The organism is Pseudonocardia humida (assembly GCF_023898865.1).
GTDB lineage: Bacteria > Actinomycetota > Actinomycetes > Mycobacteriales > Pseudonocardiaceae > Pseudonocardia > Pseudonocardia humida.
On record NZ_JAGSOV010000051.1, the window covers coordinates 1 to 19958 of the forward strand.

The 19958-nt window shown below is 72.4% G+C and carries 22 protein-coding genes; 18 read left to right on the top strand and 4 right to left on the bottom strand.

Annotation, left to right across the window (positions count from 1 at the left end; genetic code table 11):
- Positions 1–113: 113 nt before the first annotated feature.
- From prfA to KDL28_RS24255, 3 genes are all read left to right on the top strand, one after another.
- Complete coding sequence (prfA, locus tag KDL28_RS24245) at positions 114–1175, top strand: peptide chain release factor 1 (protein ID WP_252441789.1); 1062 nt, start codon at positions 114–116, stop codon at positions 1173–1175.
- Between the two features lie 91 nt (positions 1176–1266).
- Positions 1267–2145, top strand: coding sequence for a peptide chain release factor N(5)-glutamine methyltransferase (gene prmC, locus KDL28_RS24250; protein WP_252441790.1), 879 nt, complete (start codon positions 1267–1269; stop codon positions 2143–2145).
- A 125-nt stretch (positions 2146–2270) separates the two neighbouring features.
- Entirely contained in the window at positions 2271–2921 is a 651-nt protein-coding gene (locus tag KDL28_RS24255; RefSeq protein WP_252441791.1) for an L-threonylcarbamoyladenylate synthase, read from the top strand.
- A gap of 150 nt (positions 2922–3071) precedes the next feature.
- Here the strand turns inward: KDL28_RS24255 and KDL28_RS24260 are convergent, their stop codons facing one another.
- Positions 3072–3746, bottom strand: a complete 675-nt coding sequence (locus tag KDL28_RS24260; protein WP_252441792.1) for a TetR/AcrR family transcriptional regulator — start codon at positions 3744–3746, stop codon at positions 3072–3074.
- A 101-nt stretch (positions 3747–3847) separates the two neighbouring features.
- On the opposite strand from KDL28_RS24260, the gene glyA reads away from it, so the two are divergent.
- The 13 genes from glyA to KDL28_RS24325 all read left to right on the top strand — a co-directional run bounded on the left by glyA (position 3848) and on the right by KDL28_RS24325 (position 14891).
- Positions 3848–5128, top strand: a complete 1281-nt coding sequence (gene glyA / locus KDL28_RS24265) for a serine hydroxymethyltransferase (RefSeq protein ID WP_252441793.1) — start codon at positions 3848–3850, stop codon at positions 5126–5128.
- Between the two features lie 13 nt (positions 5129–5141).
- Positions 5142–6359: a glycosyltransferase family 4 protein gene (locus KDL28_RS24270; protein WP_252441794.1), complete on the top strand. Its 1218-nt coding sequence runs from the start codon at positions 5142–5144 to the stop codon at positions 6357–6359.
- A 66-nt stretch (positions 6360–6425) separates the two neighbouring features.
- Positions 6426–6857, top strand: coding sequence for a Cg1360 family ATP-synthase-associated protein (locus tag KDL28_RS24275; protein WP_252441795.1), 432 nt, complete (start codon positions 6426–6428; stop codon positions 6855–6857).
- Between the two features lie 192 nt (positions 6858–7049).
- Positions 7050–7265 carry an AtpZ/AtpI family protein gene (locus KDL28_RS24280; RefSeq protein WP_252441796.1) on the top strand — a complete coding sequence of 72 codons (216 nt, stop codon included), beginning with the start codon at positions 7050–7052 and terminating at the stop codon, positions 7263–7265.
- A 58-nt stretch (positions 7266–7323) separates the two neighbouring features.
- Entirely contained in the window at positions 7324–8103 is a 780-nt protein-coding gene (gene atpB, locus KDL28_RS24285) for a F0F1 ATP synthase subunit A (RefSeq protein ID WP_252441797.1), read from the top strand.
- Positions 8104–8174: 71 nt separating this feature from the next.
- Positions 8175–8393, top strand: coding sequence for an ATP synthase F0 subunit C (atpE, locus tag KDL28_RS24290; protein WP_252441798.1), 219 nt, complete (start codon positions 8175–8177; stop codon positions 8391–8393).
- 38 nt (positions 8394–8431) lie between these two features.
- Positions 8432–9004: a F0F1 ATP synthase subunit B gene (locus KDL28_RS24295; protein WP_252441799.1), complete on the top strand. Its 573-nt coding sequence runs from the start codon at positions 8432–8434 to the stop codon at positions 9002–9004.
- Positions 9004–9882, top strand: coding sequence for a F0F1 ATP synthase subunit delta (locus tag KDL28_RS24300; RefSeq protein ID WP_252441800.1), 879 nt, complete (start codon positions 9004–9006; stop codon positions 9880–9882). The genes KDL28_RS24295 and KDL28_RS24300 overlap by 1 nt, the downstream gene beginning before the upstream one ends.
- A 46-nt stretch (positions 9883–9928) precedes the next feature.
- A complete protein-coding gene (gene atpA, locus KDL28_RS24305) occupies positions 9929–11584 on the top strand; it encodes a F0F1 ATP synthase subunit alpha (RefSeq protein WP_252441801.1) in 1656 nt (551 codons plus the stop codon).
- Positions 11585–11594: 10 nt separating this feature from the next.
- The gene (locus KDL28_RS24310; protein ID WP_252441802.1) at positions 11595–12581 is read left to right on the top strand and encodes a F0F1 ATP synthase subunit gamma; all 987 of its coding nucleotides are present in this window, start codon (positions 11595–11597) and stop codon (positions 12579–12581) included.
- On the top strand, positions 12578–14017 hold the full coding sequence (gene atpD / locus KDL28_RS24315; protein WP_252441803.1) for a F0F1 ATP synthase subunit beta: 1440 nt from the start codon (positions 12578–12580) through the stop codon (positions 14015–14017). The genes KDL28_RS24310 and atpD overlap by 4 nt, the downstream gene beginning before the upstream one ends.
- A 2-nt stretch (positions 14018–14019) precedes the next feature.
- Entirely contained in the window at positions 14020–14403 is a 384-nt protein-coding gene (locus KDL28_RS24320; protein ID WP_252441804.1) for a F0F1 ATP synthase subunit epsilon, read from the top strand.
- Between the two features lie 11 nt (positions 14404–14414).
- Positions 14415–14891 carry a DUF2550 domain-containing protein gene (locus tag KDL28_RS24325; protein ID WP_252441805.1) on the top strand — a complete coding sequence of 159 codons (477 nt, stop codon included), beginning with the start codon at positions 14415–14417 and terminating at the stop codon, positions 14889–14891.
- A 4-nt stretch (positions 14892–14895) separates the two neighbouring features.
- Here the strand turns inward: KDL28_RS24325 and KDL28_RS24330 are convergent, their stop codons facing one another.
- The 3 genes from KDL28_RS24330 to KDL28_RS24340 form a co-directional block, all read right to left on the bottom strand.
- Complete coding sequence (locus KDL28_RS24330) at positions 14896–16500, bottom strand: SLC13 family permease (RefSeq protein WP_252441807.1); 1605 nt, start codon at positions 16498–16500, stop codon at positions 14896–14898.
- Positions 16501–16585: 85 nt separating this feature from the next.
- Positions 16586–17173, bottom strand: a complete 588-nt coding sequence (locus KDL28_RS24335; RefSeq protein ID WP_252441810.1) for a cob(I)yrinic acid a,c-diamide adenosyltransferase — start codon at positions 17171–17173, stop codon at positions 16586–16588.
- A gap of 25 nt (positions 17174–17198) precedes the next feature.
- Entirely contained in the window at positions 17199–17939 is a 741-nt protein-coding gene (locus tag KDL28_RS24340) for an SDR family NAD(P)-dependent oxidoreductase (protein WP_252441812.1), read from the bottom strand.
- Between the two features lie 53 nt (positions 17940–17992).
- Between KDL28_RS24340 and KDL28_RS24345 the strand changes: the two genes are divergently transcribed.
- Entirely contained in the window at positions 17993–18607 is a 615-nt protein-coding gene (locus KDL28_RS24345; protein ID WP_252441814.1) for a TetR/AcrR family transcriptional regulator, read from the top strand.
- A 31-nt stretch (positions 18608–18638) separates the two neighbouring features.
- Complete coding sequence (gene murA, locus KDL28_RS24350; RefSeq protein ID WP_252441818.1) at positions 18639–19907, top strand: UDP-N-acetylglucosamine 1-carboxyvinyltransferase; 1269 nt, start codon at positions 18639–18641, stop codon at positions 19905–19907.
- Positions 19908–19958 lie beyond the last annotated feature (51 nt).

Genomic DNA, 19958 nt, shown 5'->3' on the forward strand with positions numbered 1-19958 from the left:
GCCGCCCCCGACGCCCTCCCCCGCCCCCCCCCCCGCCCCCCCGGGGGCGGGGGGCCCCCCGTCCGCATGTCTGGAGCAGCGGGGTGTCGTGGAACCGGAAGGAGGAGGGGCCCGTGAGTGCATCGACCGTCGACTCGGTGCTGTCCGAGCACGCTGACCTGGAGCTCCGGCTCGCCGACCCGTCCGTGCACGCCGACGCCGGGCAGGCCCGCAAGCTCGGCAGGCGCTACGCCGAGCTCGACCCGATCGTCGCCGTGGCCCGCGAGCTGGCCGCCGTCCGCGACGACCACACCGCCGCCCGCGAGCTGGCCGCCGAGGACCCGGCGTTCGCCGCCGAGGCCGACGAGCTGGCCGCGCGCATCCCCGAGCTGGAGACCAAGCTCGCCCGGCTGCTGGTCCCGCGCGACCCGCACGACGCCGACGACCTCGTCATGGAGGTCAAGTCCGGGGAGGGCGGCGAGGAGTCCGCTCTGTTCGCCGGCGACCTCGTGCGCATGTACCTGCGCTTCGCCGAGCGCCGCGGCTGGACCACCGAGGTCCTCGACTCCGTCCCCTCCGACCTGGGCGGAGTCAAGGACATCACGCTGACCATCAAGTCGCGCACCCCGACGGCCGACGGCGTCTGGTCGGCGCTGAAGTTCGAGGGCGGCGTGCACCGCGTGCAGCGGGTGCCGGTCACCGAGTCGCAGGGCCGCGTGCACACGTCCGCGGCCGGGGTCCTGGTCTACCCGGACGTCGCCGACGACGCCGAGGTCGAGATCGACGAGAAGGACCTGCGCGTCGACGTGTTCCGCTCCTCCGGGCACGGCGGGCAGAGCGTCAACACCACCGACTCCGCCGTGCGGATCACCCACCTGCCCACCGGCATCGTGGTGAGCTGCCAGAACGAGCGCTCCCAGCTGCAGAACAAGGCCAGGGCGATGGAGGTGCTGCGCTCGCGGCTGCAGGCGCAGGCCGAGGCCGAGGCGGCCGAGGTGGCCTCCGCCGACCGCAAGTCGCAGGTGCGCACGGTCGACCGCTCCGAGCGCATCCGCACCTACAACTTCCCGGAGAACCGGATCTCCGACCACCGCGTCGGCTACAAGGCCTACAACCTGTCGGCCGTCCTCGACGGCGAGCTCGACGGCGTCGTCGAGGCCCTCACCGCCGCCGAGCGGGCCGAAGCGGTCGGCTGATCCGGCCGCCACGCCGCGTCCGGAGGGCCACCATCAGGACGCCGGGCGCCAGGATGGTGGCTTTCCTGACGTCCGGGCGGGGGAGGGTGCGGTGAAGAGGCAGCCGCTGCGGCTGGCGCTCATGCGGGCCGAGCAGGTGCTGGCCGAGGCGGGCATCGCGACCCCGCGCGTCGACGCCGAGGTGCTCGCCGCGTCCGTGCTCGGGATCGAGCGGGGCAAGCTGCTGATGCACCCGATGGTCGAGCCCACCGCGGTCGACGAGCTGAACGCCCTGGTCGAGCGCCGGACCACCCGGGAACCGCTGCAGCACCTGCTCGGCGTCGCGGCGCTCGGCCCGGTCACGGTGGCGGTCGGGCGGGGGGTGTTCACCCCGCGCCCGGAGACCGAGCTGATGGTCGAATGGGGCCTCGCGCAGATCGCGGAGCGCCCGAGACCGCTGGTCGTCGACCTGTGCACGGGCACGGCGGCCATCGCGCTGGCCGTCGCCACCCGCAGGCCCGACGCCGTGGTGCACGCCGTCGAGGCCGACGCCGCCGCCCTGACCTGGGCCCGGCGCAACATCGCCGAGCACGTCGAGTCCGGGGGCAGCCCCGTCACGCTGCACCACGCCGACGTGCGCAGGCCCGACCTGCTGCTGGAGCTCGAGTCGCAGGTCGACCTGGTGCTCTGCAACCCGCCGTACGTACCCGACGGCGCCGTGCTGCCGCCCGAGGTCACCGACTGGGACCCGCGCGTCGCCGTCTTCGCCGGCCCCGACGGCCTCGACGTCATCCGCCCGGTCATCGCCGCCTCCGCCGGGTTGCTGCGCTACGGCGGGGCGATGGCGATCGAGCACGACGACACCCACGGCGAGGTCGTGCCCGCGCTTCTGCGCAGGCGCAAGGTGCTCACCGACGTCGCCGAGCACCACGACCTGGCCGGTCGCCCCCGCTTCGCCACCGCCCGCCGCCGCTCGCCCGCCACCTCCTGACCCCCGCCCGCGAGTTCGGGAAAGCCACGTTCCGGAACTGTGCGGGCAGGATCGTGGCTTTCCTGAACTCGGAGGTGGGGAGGGGCGAGCGATCGGGCGAGCGGGGGCGCTCGTAGGCTCGGCCGGTGGCCAGCACGACGTACGACTGCTCCGACCCGGACGACCGCACCGCCGGGCTCGCCGCCGCCGCCCGCGCCGTGCGCGCCGGCAGGCTCGTGGTGCTGCCCACCGACACCGTCTACGGCATCGGCTGCGACGCGTTCTCCGCGACCGCCGTCGCGGCGCTGCTCAAGGCCAAGAACCGCGGCCCCGACATGCCCGTCCCCGTCCTGGTCGGCTCTTGGACCACCATCGACGGCCTGGTCCTCGGCGTCCCCAAGACCGCCCGCGACCTGATCGAGGCCTTCTGGCCCGGCGGGCTGTCCATCGTGCTGCCGCACGCGCCGTCTCTGGCCTGGGACCTCGGCCGGACCCGCGGCACGGTGATGCTGCGGATGCCGCTGCACCCGGTGGCGCTGGAGCTGCTGCGCGACGTGGGCCCGATGGCGGTGTCCAGCGCGAACGTCTCCGGGCAGGCGCCGGCCTCCGACGCCGCGGAGGCGGAGGCGCAGCTGGGGGCGAGCGTGTCGGTGTACCTGGACGGGGGGCCGTCGGGGGAGCCGGTGGCCTCCACGGTGGTGGACCTGACCGGGGACGTGCCGCGGGTGCTGCGGGAGGGCGCGGTGTCGACGGCGGAGGTCGCCGAGGTCCTGGGCCGCGAGGTCGCCGTCGCCTGACGGGCTGAGCTGGTCCGGAGTTCGCTTCGGTGGCGCGGCCTGCCGGTGTTGGCGGGTGAGTGGTACGTCAGCGGGGTTCGGAGGGGTGGTGACCCCGCTGAGGTGCCGCTCGACCGATGTCGATCACCCGCGGGCGGCGCCGGCCGAGCCCTACGGCAGCCCGACCAGGTCGGCGAGCCGGTCGACCGCCCCGCCGAAGAACCGGGCGTGCTCGATCACGGCGTTGTGGGTCTGCCCGAACAGCTCGAAGCTGATCGCGCCGTAGATGCCGCTCCAGGCCTGGAGGGCGCGCGCCGCCACCCCGGGGGGCAGGCCGAGCTGGTCGCCGAGGCCGGGGACGAGGGTGGTGTCGGAGTCGTCGGCGATCGCGGTCACCTCGCCGCGGGCCACCCCGTCGGCGACGACGCGGCACAGCAGCAGCCCCACCCGCGTCCCGGGGGCGATGGTGGCTTCGGGGGCGGCGTAGCCGGGGACCGGGGAGCCGTAGAGCAGCGCGTACTCGTGGGGGTGCGCCACGGCCCACTCGCGGGCGGCGCGGCAGGCGGCGTGCCAGCGGCCGCGCAGGTCGTCGCGGGTGACGGCGGCCTCGGCGCGTTCGGCGGCCTCGCCGAGCGCGTTGTAGGCGTCGAGGATGAGGGCGGTGAGCAGGTCGTCGCGGCTGGGGAAGTAGCGGTAGACCGCGGAGGAGGCCATGCCCAGCTCGCGGGCGACGGCGCGCAGGGACAGGGCGGCCGCCCCGGCGGAGGCGAGGTGCCTGCGGGCGACGTCGGCGATCTCGCGGGTCAGCTCGGCGCGCACCCGGGCGCGGGTTCCGGCAGCGGTCATCGGCCGAGTGTCGCAGATGCGCAGAGCAGTGGCAACAATCGAGAGCGGCGATCTGCGGGTTGGGACGTGCGGCGGAGGCGGCGCGAGTACGGTTGACGACCGTGACGACACCGTTCTGGGGCCCCGACTTCGCCGCGCTCCAGCACCAGGACCCGGAGATCGCCGGAGTGGTGCTGGACGAGCTCGAGCGCCTCCGCGGCGGGCTGCAGCTGATCGCCAGCGAGAACCTGACCAGCCCGGCGGTGCTCGCCGCGCTCGGGTCCACCCTGTCGAACAAGTACGCCGAGGGCTACCCCGGCCGCCGCTACTACGGCGGCTGCCAGGTCGTCGACCAGGCCGAGGAGATCGGCAACGCGCGGGCCAAGCAGCTCTTCGGCGCCGAGCACGTCAACCTCCAGCCGCACTCCGGCGCGCAGGCCAACTTCGCGGTCTACGCGGCGTTCGCCCAGCCCGGCGACACGGTGCTGGCGATGGACCTCAAGCAGGGCGGCCACCTGACGCACGGCAGCAAGGTCAGCTTCTCCGGCAAGTGGTTCAACGCGGTCTCCTACACGGTCCGCCAGGACACCGAGCTCATCGACTACGACCAGGTCCGCGACCTGGCCCGCGAGCACCGGCCGAAGATGATCATCGCCGGGGCCACCGCCTACCCCCGCCTGATCGACTTCGCGGCGTTCCGGGAGATCGCCGACGAGGTCGGCGCCAAGCTCATGGTCGACGCCGCCCACTTCATCGGGCTGGTGGCCGGCAAGGCCATCCCGTCGCCGGTGCCGTTCGCCGACGTCGTCACGGCGACCACGCACAAGGTCCTGCGCGGCCCCCGCGGCGGGATGGTCCTGGCCCGCGCGGAGCACGCCAAGGCCATCGACAAGGCCGTGTTCCCGTTCTCCCAGGGCGGCCCGCTGATGCACGCCGTCGCGGCCAAGGCCGTGGCCATGCGCGAGGCGGCCCAGCCCGAGTACCAGGCCTACGCCAACCAGGTCATCGCCAACGCCCAGGCGCTCACCAAGAGCCTGGAGGCCGAGGGCATGCGGGCCGTCTCCGGCGGCACCGACACCCACCTGGCGCTGGTCGACCTGCGTCCGATCGGGGTCACCGGCGACCAGGCCGAGAGCCGCTGCGACGCCGCCCGCATCACCCTGAACAAGAACTCCATCCCCTACGACCCGGCCCCGCCGCTGCGCCCGTCGGGGCTGCGGGTGGGCTCGCCGAGCAGCACCACCCAGGGGATGACCGAGATCGAGATGGCCGAGGTCGGCTCGCTGCTGGGGCGGGCGGTCAAGGCCGAGCAGGGCACCCCGGCCGGCGACGCCGAGCTGGCCGCGGTGGCCGAGTCGGTCTCCGCGCTGGTGGCGCGCTTCCCGGCGTACCCGCAGGGCTGACCACCCCCCGCCCGTGACCCCACCCGAGTTCGCCACCCAGCTGATCCTCCCGTTCCGGGAGTACCTGCTGGCCGGGTTCACCGCGGCGGTGATCACCTTCCTGCTGGTCGGGCCGGTGCGGGTGCTGGCGCTGCGGCTGGGCGCGGTGGCCTGGCCGCGCGGGCGCGACGTGCACGTCACCCCGACCCCGCGCTGGGGCGGGGTGGCGATGCTCGGCGGCGTCCTGGCCGGCGTCGGCATGGCCTACCAGCTGCCCGCGCTGCGGCTGGCCTTCGACTCGTTCGAGGTCATCGCGGTGATGGGGGCGGCGGCGCTGCTGGTGCTGGTCGGCGCCCTTGACGACAAGTACGACCTCGACGCGCTGACCAAGTTCGCCGGCCAGATCACCGCGGCCGGTGTGCTGGTCATCTTCGGGATCCAGCTCTACGTGTTCTACATCCCGTGGGGCGGCGGCGGGCCGGGCCCGATCTCCGGCTCGATCCTGGTGCTGGGCACCAACCAGAGCGCGCTGCTCACCGTGCTGCTCACCGTGGCGCTGGTCAACGCGATGAACTTCGTCGACGGCCTGGACGGGCTGGCCGCCGGCATCGGGATGATCGCGGCGACGGCGATCGGGCTGTTCGCCATCGGGCTGGTGCACCGGGTCGGCAACGACCCGACGGCGTACTCGCCCGCGCTGATCGCCGTCGTGCTCGCGGGGGCCTGCCTTGGCTTCCTGCCGCACAACTTCAACCCCGCGCGCATCTTCATGGGCGACTCCGGCTCGATGCTCATCGGGCTGCTGCTGGCCGCGGCCACCACCAGCGCGTCCGGGCGGATGGCGAACACCGGGCTGGCGGGCACCGACTTCATCGGCCTGTTCGCCCCGCTGGTGGTGCTGGCCGCGGTGGGGTTCGTGCCGCTGCTCGACCTGCTGCTCGCGGTGGTGCGCCGCACCCGCAAGGGCCGAAGCCCGTTCAGCCCGGACAAGATGCACCTGCACCACCGGATGCTGGAGATCGGCCACAGCCACCGCCGCGCGGTGCTGCTGATCTACCTGTGGGCGGGGGTGCTGGCCTTCGGCGCGGTCGCGCTGGCGCTCATCGACGACGTGTCGCTGGTGCTGTGGACGAGTGGGGCGGGGCTGCTGGTCGCGGTCATCGCTACCGTGGTGCCGAGGGAACGCCGGCGCGCGGCGGCCCGCCGCCCCGCGGGGCGGCCGCTACCCGGCGCGCCCACCGCCGGGGATTGACGTGGAACCCTGGGCACGAGCACACGAGCGGCCGGAGACCGGCCGCGACGAGAAGCGAGGGGCACGATGACCGAACCGAGCCAGGACGCGCCGCACGTGGCGTCGGTCCTCCGGCTGGCCGCGACGATGCAGCGGATCGCGCTGATCATCGCGGGCGCCACCGCCGTCATCGCCCTGGCCGTCGGGTTCGCGCTGCGCGGGGGCCCCGGCGGCATCGGCGCGGTGGTCGGCGGGGTGGTCGCGCTGGGGCTGGGCCTGCTGGGCACGGTCGTGATGGCGCGCACCGCACGGGCCACCCCGGCCGGGGTGATGGTGGGCGCGATGGCGGCGTTCGCGGGCAAGCTGCTCTTCCTGCTGGTCTTCCTGCTGCTGCTGCGCGACACCACCCTGTTCGACAACCAGGCCTTCGCGTTCACGATGCTCGCGGTGACCGTCGCCTACATCACCGGCGAGGTCATCGGGTTCGTCCGGGCCAAGACCCCCGTCATCGACCTCTGACCCATCCCCCTGGGGTGTGACGTCGACCTCCTCACGGTTGACGCGACCGTTATCGATCCGTCTTCTACGACCGATAGAGCCAGGTCGGAGCGGGGTTGCGGGTGCCGCCGGGGGGCCGTCTCCGATCGGATGACCTGACAGGTAGTCGTCCCAGGTCAAGCCCCGCCAAAGTGCCTGATATGGTCCGTTCCGATGGAGTCGGACCGTCCGCCAGGGCGCGAGCCCGTACCGCCGCCCGGCGACGCATGGACAGCTCTGTCCTACCTGCTGTCGGGGTTCCTGCTGTTCGGGGGGATCGGCTGGGGTCTGGACCGGCTGTCGGGCACGGGGGCGTTCACGCTGATCGGCCTGCTGGTCGGTGGGGCCGCCTCGTTGTACTTGATCTACATCAGGTACGTTAAGTCCTGATCGTCACGATTCCGCCAGGCCCGGGCCACCCGGCCGGCGGAACCGGAAGGAGCACTGGGTGACCATCCTGGCCACCGCCCCCAGTCCGGGCTTCGACGCACCCGGGGTCGAGGACTTCAACCTGCCGCCGATCTTCGGCGACGTCACGAAGCCGGTCCTGCAGTTCGTGCTCGCTGCCGTCCTGGTGTGGGCGTTCTTCACGATCACGGCGCGACGGCCGCAACTCGTGCCCGGCAAGGCGCAGTTCCTCGGCGAGTCGTTCCACGGGATCGTCCGCAACGCGATCGCACGCGACAACATCGGGCACGACTACCTCAAGTACGTGCCCTACCTGACCACGTTGTTCGCCTTCATCCTGGTGAACAACCTCTTCGGGATCATCCCGCTCATCCAGTTCCCGTCGTTCTCCCACCCGGGCATGGCCTACGCGCTGGCCGCCATGTCGTGGCTGATCTACAACGCGATCGGGATCCGGAAGCACGGCTTCGGCGGCTACCTGCGGGTGTCGACCTGGCCGGCCGGCGTGCCGTGGTGGGTGCGGATCATCCTGACCCCGATCGAGTTCCTGTCGAACATCATCCTGCGGCCGGTCACGCTGTCGCTGCGACTGTTCGGCAACATGTTCGCCGGCCACCTCCTGCTGCTGGTGTTCATCCTCGGTGGCGAGTACATGCTGCTGCACTCCGAGTCGCTCGTGGTGAACCTGCTCTCCCCGTTCGCGTTCGCGATGGGCATCGTCTTCACCTTCTTCGAGGCCTTCATCCAGGTGGTGCAGGCCTACGTGTTCACCATCCTCACGGCGTCCTACATCGGCACCGTGCTCGCCGACGACCACTAGGTCGTCCCGCCTCCCCCCGTACTGAGGGTCCGCCGGGACGCACCGCGGACCGAACGAAAGGAAAGTTTGCAATGGTTCTCGGTAACCTGAACGTCGTCGGTTACGGCCTCGCCGCCATCGGCCCGGGCATCGGCGTGGGCATCGTCTTCGCCGCCTTCATCAACGGCGTCGCCCGCCAGCCGGAGGCCCGCGGCCAGCTGCAGGGCATCGCGTTCATCGGCATGGCGCTGTCCGAGGCGCTCGCGATCCTGGGCCTGGTCCTCGCCTTCGCGTTGCCCTACCAGGTGTGACCAAGCCCGGCAGCCGGTCGTAGGCCGAGGAGACAGCCATGACCACCCAGATCACCATCCTCGCGGCCGAGGAGCTCAACCCCCTCGTCCCGCACTGGTCCGAGATCATCGTCGGCACCATCGCGTTCATCCTGCTCTTCCTGGTGCTGCGCCGGACCGCCTTCCCGCAGTTCGAGCGGATCTACGCCGAGCGCACCGACAAGATCGAGGGCGGGCTGAAGCGGGCCGAGGAGGCCCAGGAGCACGCCCAGGCCCTCAAGCAGCAGTACGAGGACCAGCTGGCCGGGCTGCGCGCGGAGGCCGCGCGCATCCGCGACGACGCCCGCGCCGAGGGCCAGCAGATCAAGGCCGAGCTGCGGGCGGAGGCCGAGGCCGAGGCCGCGCGCATCCGCCAGCGCGGCGAGGAGCAGATCTCCGCGGCCCGCGAGCAGGCCGTGCGCGAGCTGCGCGGTGAGATCGGTGGGCTGTCCGTTCAGCTGGCCGAGCGCATCGTCGGCGAGTCGCTGGCCGACCCGGCGCGCCGGTCGGCCACGGTCGACTCGTTCCTGGCCGAGCTCGACCAGCTGGCGCCGCGCCGCGAGCAGGCGACCCCGGCCGGCGGAGCGAGCTGATGGCGCTGGCCCTGTCCGCGTCGAGCCGGGAGGCGCTGGCCGCCGCCGGTGCCCGGCTCGACGAGGTCATCGACAGCAGCCACACCGGGCCCGTCGCCAGGATCGGCGAGAAGGTCGGCGTCACCACCGGCCCGGGCACGTTGGCCCAGCTGGGCGACGAGCTGTTCGCGTTCACCCGGCTGCTCGCCGAGCAGCCCGCGGTGCGCCGCCTGCTCGGCGACGCGACCGCCCCGGAGGCGTCCCGCGTGCAGCTGGCCGAGCGGCTGGTCGGCGGGCAGCTCTCCGACACCACCATGGACATGGTCCGGGTGCTGGTGTCGGCGCGCTGGTCGCGCAGCCTCGACCTGCTCGACGCGGCCGAGGCGCTGGCTCGCCGGGCGACCCTGGGCCCCGCCGAGAAGGACGGCAGCCTCGACGACGTCGAGGACGAGCTGTTCCGCTTCGGCCGGGTGCTCGACCGCGAGCCGCAGCTGAGCACGCTGCTGTCCGACCGCGCCACCCCCGAGCAGGGCCGCATCGGCCTGCTCGACCAGGTGCTGGCCGGTCGGACGTCCGCGGTGGCGACGGCGCTGCTGCAGCAGTCGGTGCGGCTGCCCCGCGGGCGCCACATGGACGAGGTGGCCGAGGAGCTGGCCGATCTGGCCGCGGAGCGCCGCGAGCGCTACGTCGCCCGGGTGGCCACCGCGGTGGCGCTGACCCCCGAGCAGGAGTCCCGGCTCACCGAATCGCTGACCCGGCTCTACGGCCGACCGATGTCGCTGCACGTCGAGCTGGACGAGGGCCTGCTGGGCGGGCTCGTCGTGCGGGTCGGCGGCGAGGTCATCGACGGTAGCGTGGCGGGCAGGCTGGCCGCCGCCCGTCGCGCTCTGCCGAGCTGACCGCTGCCGGAACCCGTACCCCACGAACAAGAAGGAACCGACAGCCATGACAGAGCTGACGATCTCCTCCGAGGAGATCCGGAGCGCGATCTCGAGCTACGTGTCGTCGCTCAGCACGGAGACCTCCCGCGAGGAGGTCGGCACGGTCACCGACACCGGTGACGGCATCGCCCACGTCGAGGGCCTGCCCTCGGTCATGACCAACGAGCTGCTGGAGTTCGAGGGCGGCGTGCTGGGCGTGGCGCTGAACCTCGACCAGCACGACATCGGTGCGGTCGTCCTCGGCCCGTACGCGGGTATCGAGGAGGGCCAGCAGGTCCGCCGCACCAACGACATCCTCTCGGTGCCGGTCGGCGACGGCTACCTCGGCCGCGTGGTCGACCCGTTGGGCGCCCCGATCGACGGCCTGGGCGAGGTCCAGGCCGACGAGCGGCGCGTGCTGGAGCTGCAGGCCGCCACGGTGGTCCAGCGCCAGAGCGTGAGCGAGTCGCTGGAGACCGGTATCAAGGCCATCGACGCGATGACGCCGATCGGCCGCGGCCAGCGCCAGCTGATCATCGGCGACCGCAAGACCGGCAAGACCGCGGTCTGCGTCGACACGATCATCAACCAGAAGGCCAACTGGGAGAGCGGCGACCCGGCCAAGCAGGTCCGCTGCATCTACGTCGCGATCGGGCAGAAGGGCTCCACGATCGCCGGCATCCGGCAGTCGCTGGAGGACGCAGGCGCGCTGGAGTACACGACGATCGTCGCGGCCCCGGCCTCGGACCCGGCCGGGTTCAAGTGGCTGGCCCCCTACACCGGCTCGGCCATCGGCCAGCACTGGATGTACCAGGGCAACCACGTCCTGATCGTCTTCGACGACCTGTCCAAGCAGGCCGAGGCCTACCGCGCGATCTCGCTGCTGCTGCGCCGTCCCCCGGGCCGCGAGGCCTACCCGGGCGACGTCTTCTACTTGCACTCCCGGCTGCTGGAGCGCTGCGCGAAGCTGTCCGACGAGCTCGGCGGCGGCTCGATGACCGGTCTGCCGATCATCGAGACCAAGGCCAACGACGTGTCGGCCTACATCCCGACGAACGTCATCTCGATCACCGACGGCCAGGTCTTCCTGGAGTCCGACCTGTTCAACCAGGGCGTCCGGCCGGCGATCAACGTCGGCATCTCGGTGTCGCGCGTGGGTGGTTCCGCCCAGATCCGGGCCATGCGCCAGGTGTCGGGCTCGCTGCGCCTCGACCTGTCGCAGTACCGCGAGCTGGAGTCCTTCGCCGCGTTCGGCTCCGACCTCGACGCCGCATCGGCGGCGGCGCTGGGCCGGGGCAGCCGGCTGGTCGAGCTGCTCAAGCAGCCGCAGTACCAGCCGCAGCCGGTGCAGGAGCAGGTCGTCTCGCTGTGGCTGGGCACCTCGGGCAAGCTCGACTCGGTCCCGGTCGCCGACGTCCGCAAGTTCGAGTCGGAGTTCCTCGACCACGTGCGCCGCAACGAGGAGGGCGCGCTGGGCGAGATCCGCGACACCGGCAAGCTCTCCGACGACAACATCGAGCGGCTCACCCGGGTCGTCAAGGAGTTCAAGGAGGGCTTCACCGCCTCCGACGGCTCCTCGGTGGTGCCGAAGGAGGCCCAGGCCGAGGCCCTGGACGAGGACGACGTCGACCAGGAGACCGTCAAGGTCAACAAGCCGGCTCCCTCCAAGAGCGCGGGTTAGGCGGTAGGTCATGGCCGCACAGATCCGGGTGCTGCGGAGGCGGATCCGGTCGACGCAGTCCATCAAGAAGATCACCAGGGCGATGGAGCTCATCGCCACGTCGCGGATCGTCAAGGCGCGGGCCCGGGTCGAGGCGGCCAAGCCCTACGCCGAGCAGATGACCCAGATGCTCAGCGAGCTGGCGAGCAACTCGGCGCTGGACCACCCGCTGCTCGTCGAGCGGGAGAACGCGCGCCGGGCCGCGGTGCTGGTCGTGACCAGCGACCGCGGCCAGGCCGGCGGCTACAACGCCAACGTGCTGCGCGAGGCGGAGTCGCTGCAGGCGCTGCTGCGCGAGCAGGGCAAGGAGCCGGTGCTCTACGTCATCGGGCGCAAGGGCGTGGGCTACTACCGCTTCCGCCGCCGCCAGGTGGCCGCGTCCTGGACGGGCTTCTCCGAGCAGCCCAGCTACTCCGACGCCGCCGAGGTGGCGCGCACGCTGGTGGCGGCCTTCATGGCCGGCGCGGGCGAGCGCGACACCGCCGAGGCCGCGCAGGAGGCCGACGCCCCGGTCGAGAAGGTGGAGTCGGTCGACGAGCTGCACCTGGTCTACACCCAGTTCAAGAACATGGTCACGCAGACGCCGGCGTCCCGGCGGATGGCGCCCATGGAGGTCGAGTACGCCGAGGAGTCCGGCGACGCCGGCGACGCCCGTCCGGCGACGGCGGGCGACGTCAAGCCGCTCTACGAGTTCGAGCCCGACCCGGAGACGCTGTTCGACGCCCTGCTGCCGAAGTACATCGGGGCGCGGCTGTTCGCCGCGCTGCTGGAGTCGGCGGCCTCGGAGTCGGCGAACCGGCAGCGCGCGATGAAGGCCGCGACCGACAATGCCAACGAGTTGATCCGTAGTCTGACACTGGAGTCCAACCAGGCTCGTCAGGCGCAGATCACCCAGGAGATCAGCGAGATCGTCGGCGGTGCCGACGCGCTCGTGAGTGCGGGGAGTGAGGACCGATGACCGCCACCGCTGACACCGAGACCCAGACCACGACCGGGCGGGTCGTTCGCGTGACCGGCCCGGTCGTCGACGTCGAGTTCCCGCGCAACAACCTGCCGGCGCTCTACACGGCGCTGCAGGTCGAGATCGCGTTCGAGGCACTGGCCAAGACGCTGACCCTGGAGGTCGCCCAGCACCTGGGCGACAACATGATCCGGGCCATCTCCATGGCGCCCACCGACGGCCTGGTCCGCGGCCAGGACGTGGTCAGCCTGGGCCGGCCGATCTCGGTCCCGGTCGGCGACCAGGTCAAGGGGCACGTGTTCAACGCGCTCGGCGACTGCCTGGACAAGCCCGACCTGGAGATCACCGGCGACCTGTGGGGCATCCACCGCAAGGCGCCCGCGTTCGACCAGCTCGAGGGCCGCACCGAGATGCTGGAGACCGGCATCAAGGTCATCGACCTGCTGACCCCCTACGTGACGGGCGGCAAGATCGGCCTGTTCGGCGGCGCCGGCGTGGGCAAGACGGTGCTCATCCAGGAGATGATCACCCGCGTGGCCAAGAACTTCGGTGGCACCTCGGTGTTCGCCGGCGTGGGCGAGCGCACCCGTGAGGGCAACGACCTCATCACGGAGATGACCGAGTCCGGCGTCATCAACGACACCGCGCTCGTCTTCGGGCAGATGGACGAGCCGCCGGGCACCCGCATGCGGGTCGCGCTGTCGGCGCTGACGATGGCGGAGTACTTCCGCGACGAGCAGAACCAGGACGTGCTGCTCTTCATCGACAACATCTTCCGGTTCACCCAGGCCGGGTCCGAGGTCTCCACGCTGCTGGGCCGCATGCCGTCCGCGGTGGGCTACCAGCCGACCCTGGCCGACGAGATGGGCGAGCTGCAGGAGCGGATCACCTCGACCCGCGGCCGCTCGATCACCTCGATGCAGGCGATCTACGTGCCCGCCGACGACTACACCGACCCGGCGCCTGCCACCACGTTCGCCCACCTCGACGCGACCACCGAGCTCTCCCGGCCGATCTCCCAGAAGGGGATCTACCCGGCGGTGGACCCGCTGACCTCGACCTCCCGCATCCTCGACCCGCAGTACATCGGCGAGGAGCACTTCCGGGTGGCCAACGAGGTCAAGCGGATCCTGCAGAAGTACTCCGACCTGCAGGACATCATCGCCATCCTGGGCATCGACGAGCTCTCCGAGGAGGACCGCCAGCTGGTCGGGCGGGCCCGTCGCATCGAGCGGTTCCTGTCGCAGAACCTGCTGGTCGCCGAGCAGTTCACCGGCCAGCCGGGCTCGACGGTCCCGCTCAAGGAGACCATCGAGTCGTTCGACAAGATCGCCAAGGGCGACTTCGACGACGTCCCGGAGCAGGCGTTCTTCCTCTGCGGCGGCCTTGAGGACCTGGACAAGAACCGCAAGAAGCTCGAGCAGGGCGGCTGACGTTGGCTGAGATGACGGTCGACCTGGTCGCGGTCGAGCGGAAGATCTGGTCGGGCCAGGCCTCCTTCGTGCTCGCCAGCACCACCGAGGGCGAGATCGGCGTCATGCCCGGGCACGAGCCCACCCTCGCCCAGCTCGACGACGCCGCCGTCGTGCGCGTCGACGGCACCGACGGCAGCAAGACCACGCTGGCGGTGCACGGCGGCTTCCTGCACGTCACCCCGGACGGGGTGACCGTGCTGGCCGAGTTCGCCGAGCTGTCCGAGGAGATCGACGTGTCGCGGGCCCGTGATGCCCTGCGCCGCGCCGAGGGCGAGGGCGCCGAGGGTGCGGCCGCGGCGGAGCGGGCGAACGTGCGGCTGAGAGCCGCCGGCGCGGCCGAGTAGCCGAGGCGGCGGTGCAGGCGTCGGCGGTGGTCATCACCATCGTGCTGGTGTGCGCCTGTCTGTGCCTCGGGTACCTGGCCTACCGCAGGCTGACGTTGATGCGGGGCGGCGGCGTGGACGTGTGTCTGCGCCGCCGTTCGGCGTTCGTGGGCCGGTTGGGCGAGCGCACGCTGGCCAAGGACACCTCGGCGGGCTGGCACTTCGGCGTCGGCCGCTACCGGGGCGACCAGCTGGCCTGGTTCCGGCTGACCAGCTTCCGCCCCGGCGCCTCCGTGGTGCTCGACCGCACCGAGCTGGAGATCGTCGACCGCAGGCCGCCGACGGCCGCGGAGAGCTACGCCATCCCCACCGCCGACGTCGTGCTGGACTGCCGCATCGGCGAGGTCGTCATCGAGCTGGCGATGGCGCCGGGGGTGCTGACCGGCTTCCTGTCCTGGCTGGAGTCGGCCCCGCCCGGCCGCAGCACCGGCTACCGCCAAGCCTCCTGACCGCTCAGGCGCCCAGGCCGAGCAGGCCGACCATCAGCGGCAGGACGACGATGATCAAGATCGCGCCGAGCACGTCGAAGCTCGCCCCGGACCGGATCATCGTCGTGATCGGGACCGCGCCGGAGCCGTAGACCACGGCGTTCTGCGGCGTCGAGACCGGCAGCATGAACCCGAACGAGGCGGCGAACGTGGCGGCCAGCGCGGGCACGAACGGGTTCACCCCGGCGGCCACGGCGACCGGGATCACGATCGGCACCACGACCGCGGCGGAGGCGGTGTTGCTCGTCGTCTCCGAGACGATGATCGCCAGCACCACCGCGAAGATCGTGATGGCCAGGGTGCTGGTGAGGCCGAGCCCGTCGGACACGGCGTTGCCCAGCCGCTCGGCCAGCCCGGTGGCGGCGAGCAGGCCGCCGAAGATGATCCCGGTGCCGAACAGCACGATCGTGCCCCAGTCGATCTCCGCGGCGTCGCGCCAGCGCAGCGTGAACTCCCGGGCCCGCCAGTCGATGGGCAGCAGGTAGAGCAGCGACGCGCCGAGCACGGCGACCATGCCCTCGTCGAGGCGGTCGCTGACCGCGCCGTAGAGGTCGGACTCGTTCCCGGCGACCAGGGCGACCACGCCGGGCAGGATCCACAGGAACACGGTGACCCCGAAGGCGACCAGCGTGTTCTTCTCGGCGCGCGACAGCGGACCCATGTCGGCGCGCTGCTCGGCGATGTAGTCCTCGACCCCGTCGATGCGGCGCAGCTCCGGGCGGTTGAGCAGCAGCAGGACCGCGGCCAGCGCCAGGAACATGAGCAGGCAGATCGGCACGGCCGCGGCCATCCACTGGGCGAAGGTGATGGTCTCGCCCGTGGCCTCCTCGATGAGCCCGCGGCCGATCAGGTTGGGCGGGCTGCCGACCGGGGTGAGCAGGCCGCCGACGCTGGCCCCGTAGGCCAGCATCAGCATGATCGCCGCACCGACCCGCAGCCGCAGCGGGTCGAAGTCCGCGGCCACCATCCCGCGCTCCTGCAGCAGCTTGGCGATCACCCCGAGGATGCCCAGCGCCGTGGGCAGCAGCATGGCGACGGTGGCCGTGTTGGACACGAACGCCGAGAGCAGCGCGGTGATCGCACCGAACGCGATGATCACGCCGTAGGTCGACCGCCCGACCCGGGGCAGCGACAGGATCCGGAAGGCGAACCGCCGGGCGAGCCCGTGCTTGAGCATCGCCTGGGCCAGGATGAACGCCCCGATGAAGGTGAAGATCGTCGACGAGCCGAACCGGGCCAGCACGTCGTCGGCCGGCTCGACCTGCAGGAAGACGATCACCGCGACGCCGATCAGGCCACCGATCGGGATCGGCACCGCCTCGGTCACCCACAGCACGATCACCCCGAGCAGCACCGCGGCCAGCGACTGCTGGGCCGGCTCCAGCCCGAGCGGCAGCAGCAGGAAGACGATCGTCACCGCCGGGGCCAGGAACAGCCCGACCGTGCGCCGCCCCCGCTCGAACCGCTCCTCGGCGGGGGAGAGCTGCTGCTCTCCCAGGCTGCGGTAGGTGGCGTGGCCCAGCAGGGCCGCGTCGACATCGGTGCGGGTCGGCTCGCTGTCGGTCGCCATGGATCAAGGGTGACACCGATCACGGCGCGAACGCCAACGCTGGCCGACGTGCCTCCGGTCCGGTTGGTCCGATCGTCGTACGCGCTCAGCGCCCGGCACGGCCTGCGGGGCCGCCGGGCCGCCAGAGGACGTCACCGGCCGGGTTGGCCACGCGGCCGAGGATGAACAGCAGGTCGCTGAGGCGGTTGAGGTACTTCGCGGTGAGCGGGTTGGTGCGCTCGGCGTCCCGCTCCAGCAGGGCCCACACCGACCGCTCCGCGCGCCGGGTGACGGTCCGCGCGACGTGCAGGTACGCCGCGCCCGGCGTCCCGCCCGGCAGGATGAACGAGTCGAGCTTGGGCAGGCCCTCGTTGAACTCGTCGCACCAGCCCTCGAGGCGGGTCACGTAGTCCTCGGTGACCCGCAGCGGCGGGTACTCCGGATCGGGGACGATCGGGGCGCACAGGTCGGCGCCGACGTCGAACAGGTCGTTCTGCACCTGCCGCAGGGGGACCAGCACGTCGTCGGCGAGGCCGCCGACGGTGACCGCCACCCCGACGGCCGCGTTGGTCTCGTCGGTGTCGGCGTAGGCCGCGAGCCGGACGTCGGTCTTGGCGACCCGGCTGAAGTCGCCGAGCCCGGTCGTCCCGTCGTCGCCGGTCTTGGTGTAGATCCTGGTCAGGTGCACGGCCATGGGGCCAGCCTAGGTCGGCCGGGCCTCAGGCGTTCGCTCCGGAGTCGACGAGCAGCGCCGCGCCGGTGATCGTGCGCCCGCCCTCGCCGGCCAGGTGCGCGACGGTGGCGGCCACGTCGTCGGCGGTCTGGAAGGCGCCCAACGCCGTGCGGGCGCGCTGCGCGTCGGCGTCCGGGCCGTCGGCGGGGTTCATGTCGGTGTCGGTCGAGCCGGGGTGCACGACGTTCACGGTGATGCCGCGGGGGCCGAGGTCGTGGGCCAGGCCGCGGCTGAGCCCGGTGAGCGCGGCCTTCGACATCGAGTACAGCGCGATGCCGGGCTGGCCGGCGCGCTCGGCGAGGTTGCTGCCGATGGAGATGATCCGGCCGCCGGGCCCCATGTGCCGCGAGGCGGCCTGGGCGGCGGTGAAGGCGGCGCCGACGTGGATGGCCAGCACGCGGTCGAGCTCGTCGCGCCCGACCTCCTCGAACGGGCCGTACGGGAACACCCCGGCGTTGTTGACCAGTACGTCGAGGCGTCCGAGGCGGGCGGCGGTGTCGTCCACGGCACGCGCGACGGCGGCGGTGTCGGCGCTGTCGGCGCGCAGCGCCAGGCCCCGCCGCCCGGTCCGCTCGATCGCCGCGACCACCGCGGCGGCCCGGTCGTCGGCGGTGAGGTAGGTGATGGCCACGTCGGCGCCGTCGGCGGCGAGCCGCAGGGCGATGGCCGCGCCGATGCCGCGGCTGCCGCCGGTCACGAGGGCCACGCGGCCGGTCAGGTCGGACATGTCCGATCCTTTCTGTAGGGGTCGATACAGAACATAGCCGCTATCCTTAGCGAGTGCTACAGAAAAGGGGGCGGCCGCGCGGCTTCGACCGCGACGCGGCACTGCAGCGGGCCATGGAGGTCTTCTGGGAGCACGGCTACGAGGGCACCTCGATCGCCGACCTCACCGCGGCCATGGACGTCCGCCCGCCGAGCCTCTACGCCGCCTTCGGCAGCAAGGAGGAGCTCTTCCGGGAGGCCGTGGCGCGCTACGAGGAGATCGAGGGCGGACCGCCCCTGCGGGCCCTGCGCGAGGCGCCGACCGCCCTGGCGGGCATCGAGGCCCTGCTGCGGGCGAACGTGGCCGACTACACCGACCCGGCGAAGCCGAAGGGCTGCATGGTCGTCCTGGCCGCCACCACCTACACGCCCTCGACCGAGGGCGTCCGGGACTTCCTCGCCGAGCAGCGCCGGGGGTCCACCGCCGCCGTCCACGACCGGCTCGTCGCCGGCCGGGCCGCCGGGGACGTGCCGCCTGGCGCCGACATCCGGGGGCTCGCCGCGTACGTCACGTCGGTGCAGTTCGGGATGTCCCTGCAGGCCCGGGACGGTGCGAGCGCCGAGGAGCTGTCGACCGTCGTCGACCTCGCGGTGCTCGCCTGCGCGCAGCGGCTCCGGCCGCTGCAGTGACGGACGGGGCGGGGGGATAGCGTCGCGAGTCGTGGCACAGCATTTTGCGGTGGGCGGAGGCGCCCGCCTGGTCGGCTCGGTGGACGTGGTCGGCGCCAAGAACAGCGTCCTGAAGCTGATGGCCGCGGCGCTGCTCGCCGAGGGCACGACGACGCTCACCAACTGCCCGGAGATCCTGGACGTGCCGCTGATGGCCGACGTCCTGCGCAGCCTGGGCTGCACGGTCGAGGTCGACGGCGGCACCGTCACCATCGACGTGCCGGCCGAACCGGGCAACCAGGCCGACTACAAGTCGGTGTCCAAGCTGCGGGCCTCGGTGTGCGTGCTCGGGCCCCTGGTCGCGCGGTGCCGGCGGGCCGTCGTGCCGCTGCCCGGCGGCGACGCCATCGGCTCGCGCCCCCTGGACATGCACCAGGCCGGCCTGCGCAAGCTCGGCGCGACCACCGAGATCGAGCACGGCCGCGTGGTGGCCCAGGCCGACGAGCTGCGCGGCGCCCAGATCTGGCTCGACTTCCCCAGCGTCGGCGCCACCGAGAACATCCTGATGGCCGCCGTGCTCGCCGACGGCGCCACGGTGATCGACAACGCCGCCCGCGAGCCGGAGATCGTCGACCTCTGCACGATGCTGCAGCAGATGGGCGCCAAGATCGACGGCGTCGGCTCGTCCACGCTGACCGTCAACGGCGTCGCCGAGCTGGCGCCCACCGAGCACCGCGTGATCGGCGACCGGATCGTCGGTGCCACCTGGGGCTTCGCCGCGGCGATGACCCGCGGCCAGGTGACCGTGCGCGGCATCGACCCGCACCACATCGACCTCGTGCTGGACAAGCTGCGCAGCGCGGGCGCGCAGACCGACATCGCCGCGGACGAGTTCACCGTGACCATGGACGGCAGGCCGCAGGCCGTCGACTTCGTGACGCTGCCCTACCCCGGCTTCGCCACCGACCTGCAGCCGATGGCGATCGCGCTGTCCGCGGTGGCCGAGGGCACCTCGATGATCACCGAGAACGTGTTCGAGTCGCGCTTCCGGTTCGTCGACGAGATGGTCCGGCTCGGCGCCGACGCCCGCACCGACGGCCACCACGCCGTCATCCGCGGTGTGGAGCGGCTGTCCAGCGCCCCGGTGTGGGCCAGCGACATCCGCGCGGGGGCCGGGCTCGTGCTGGCCGCCCTGTGCGCCGACGGCCAGACCGAGGTCTGGGACGTCGAGCACATCGACCGCGGCTACCCGCGCTTCGTGGAGAACCTGCGCGGCCTGGGCGCCGACATCTCCCGGGTGACGACCGACCCGGAGCGCTGAGGGCAGCGGCTGCCCCTGGTGCACCCCCGTGGTCACCAGGGGTGCGGACCG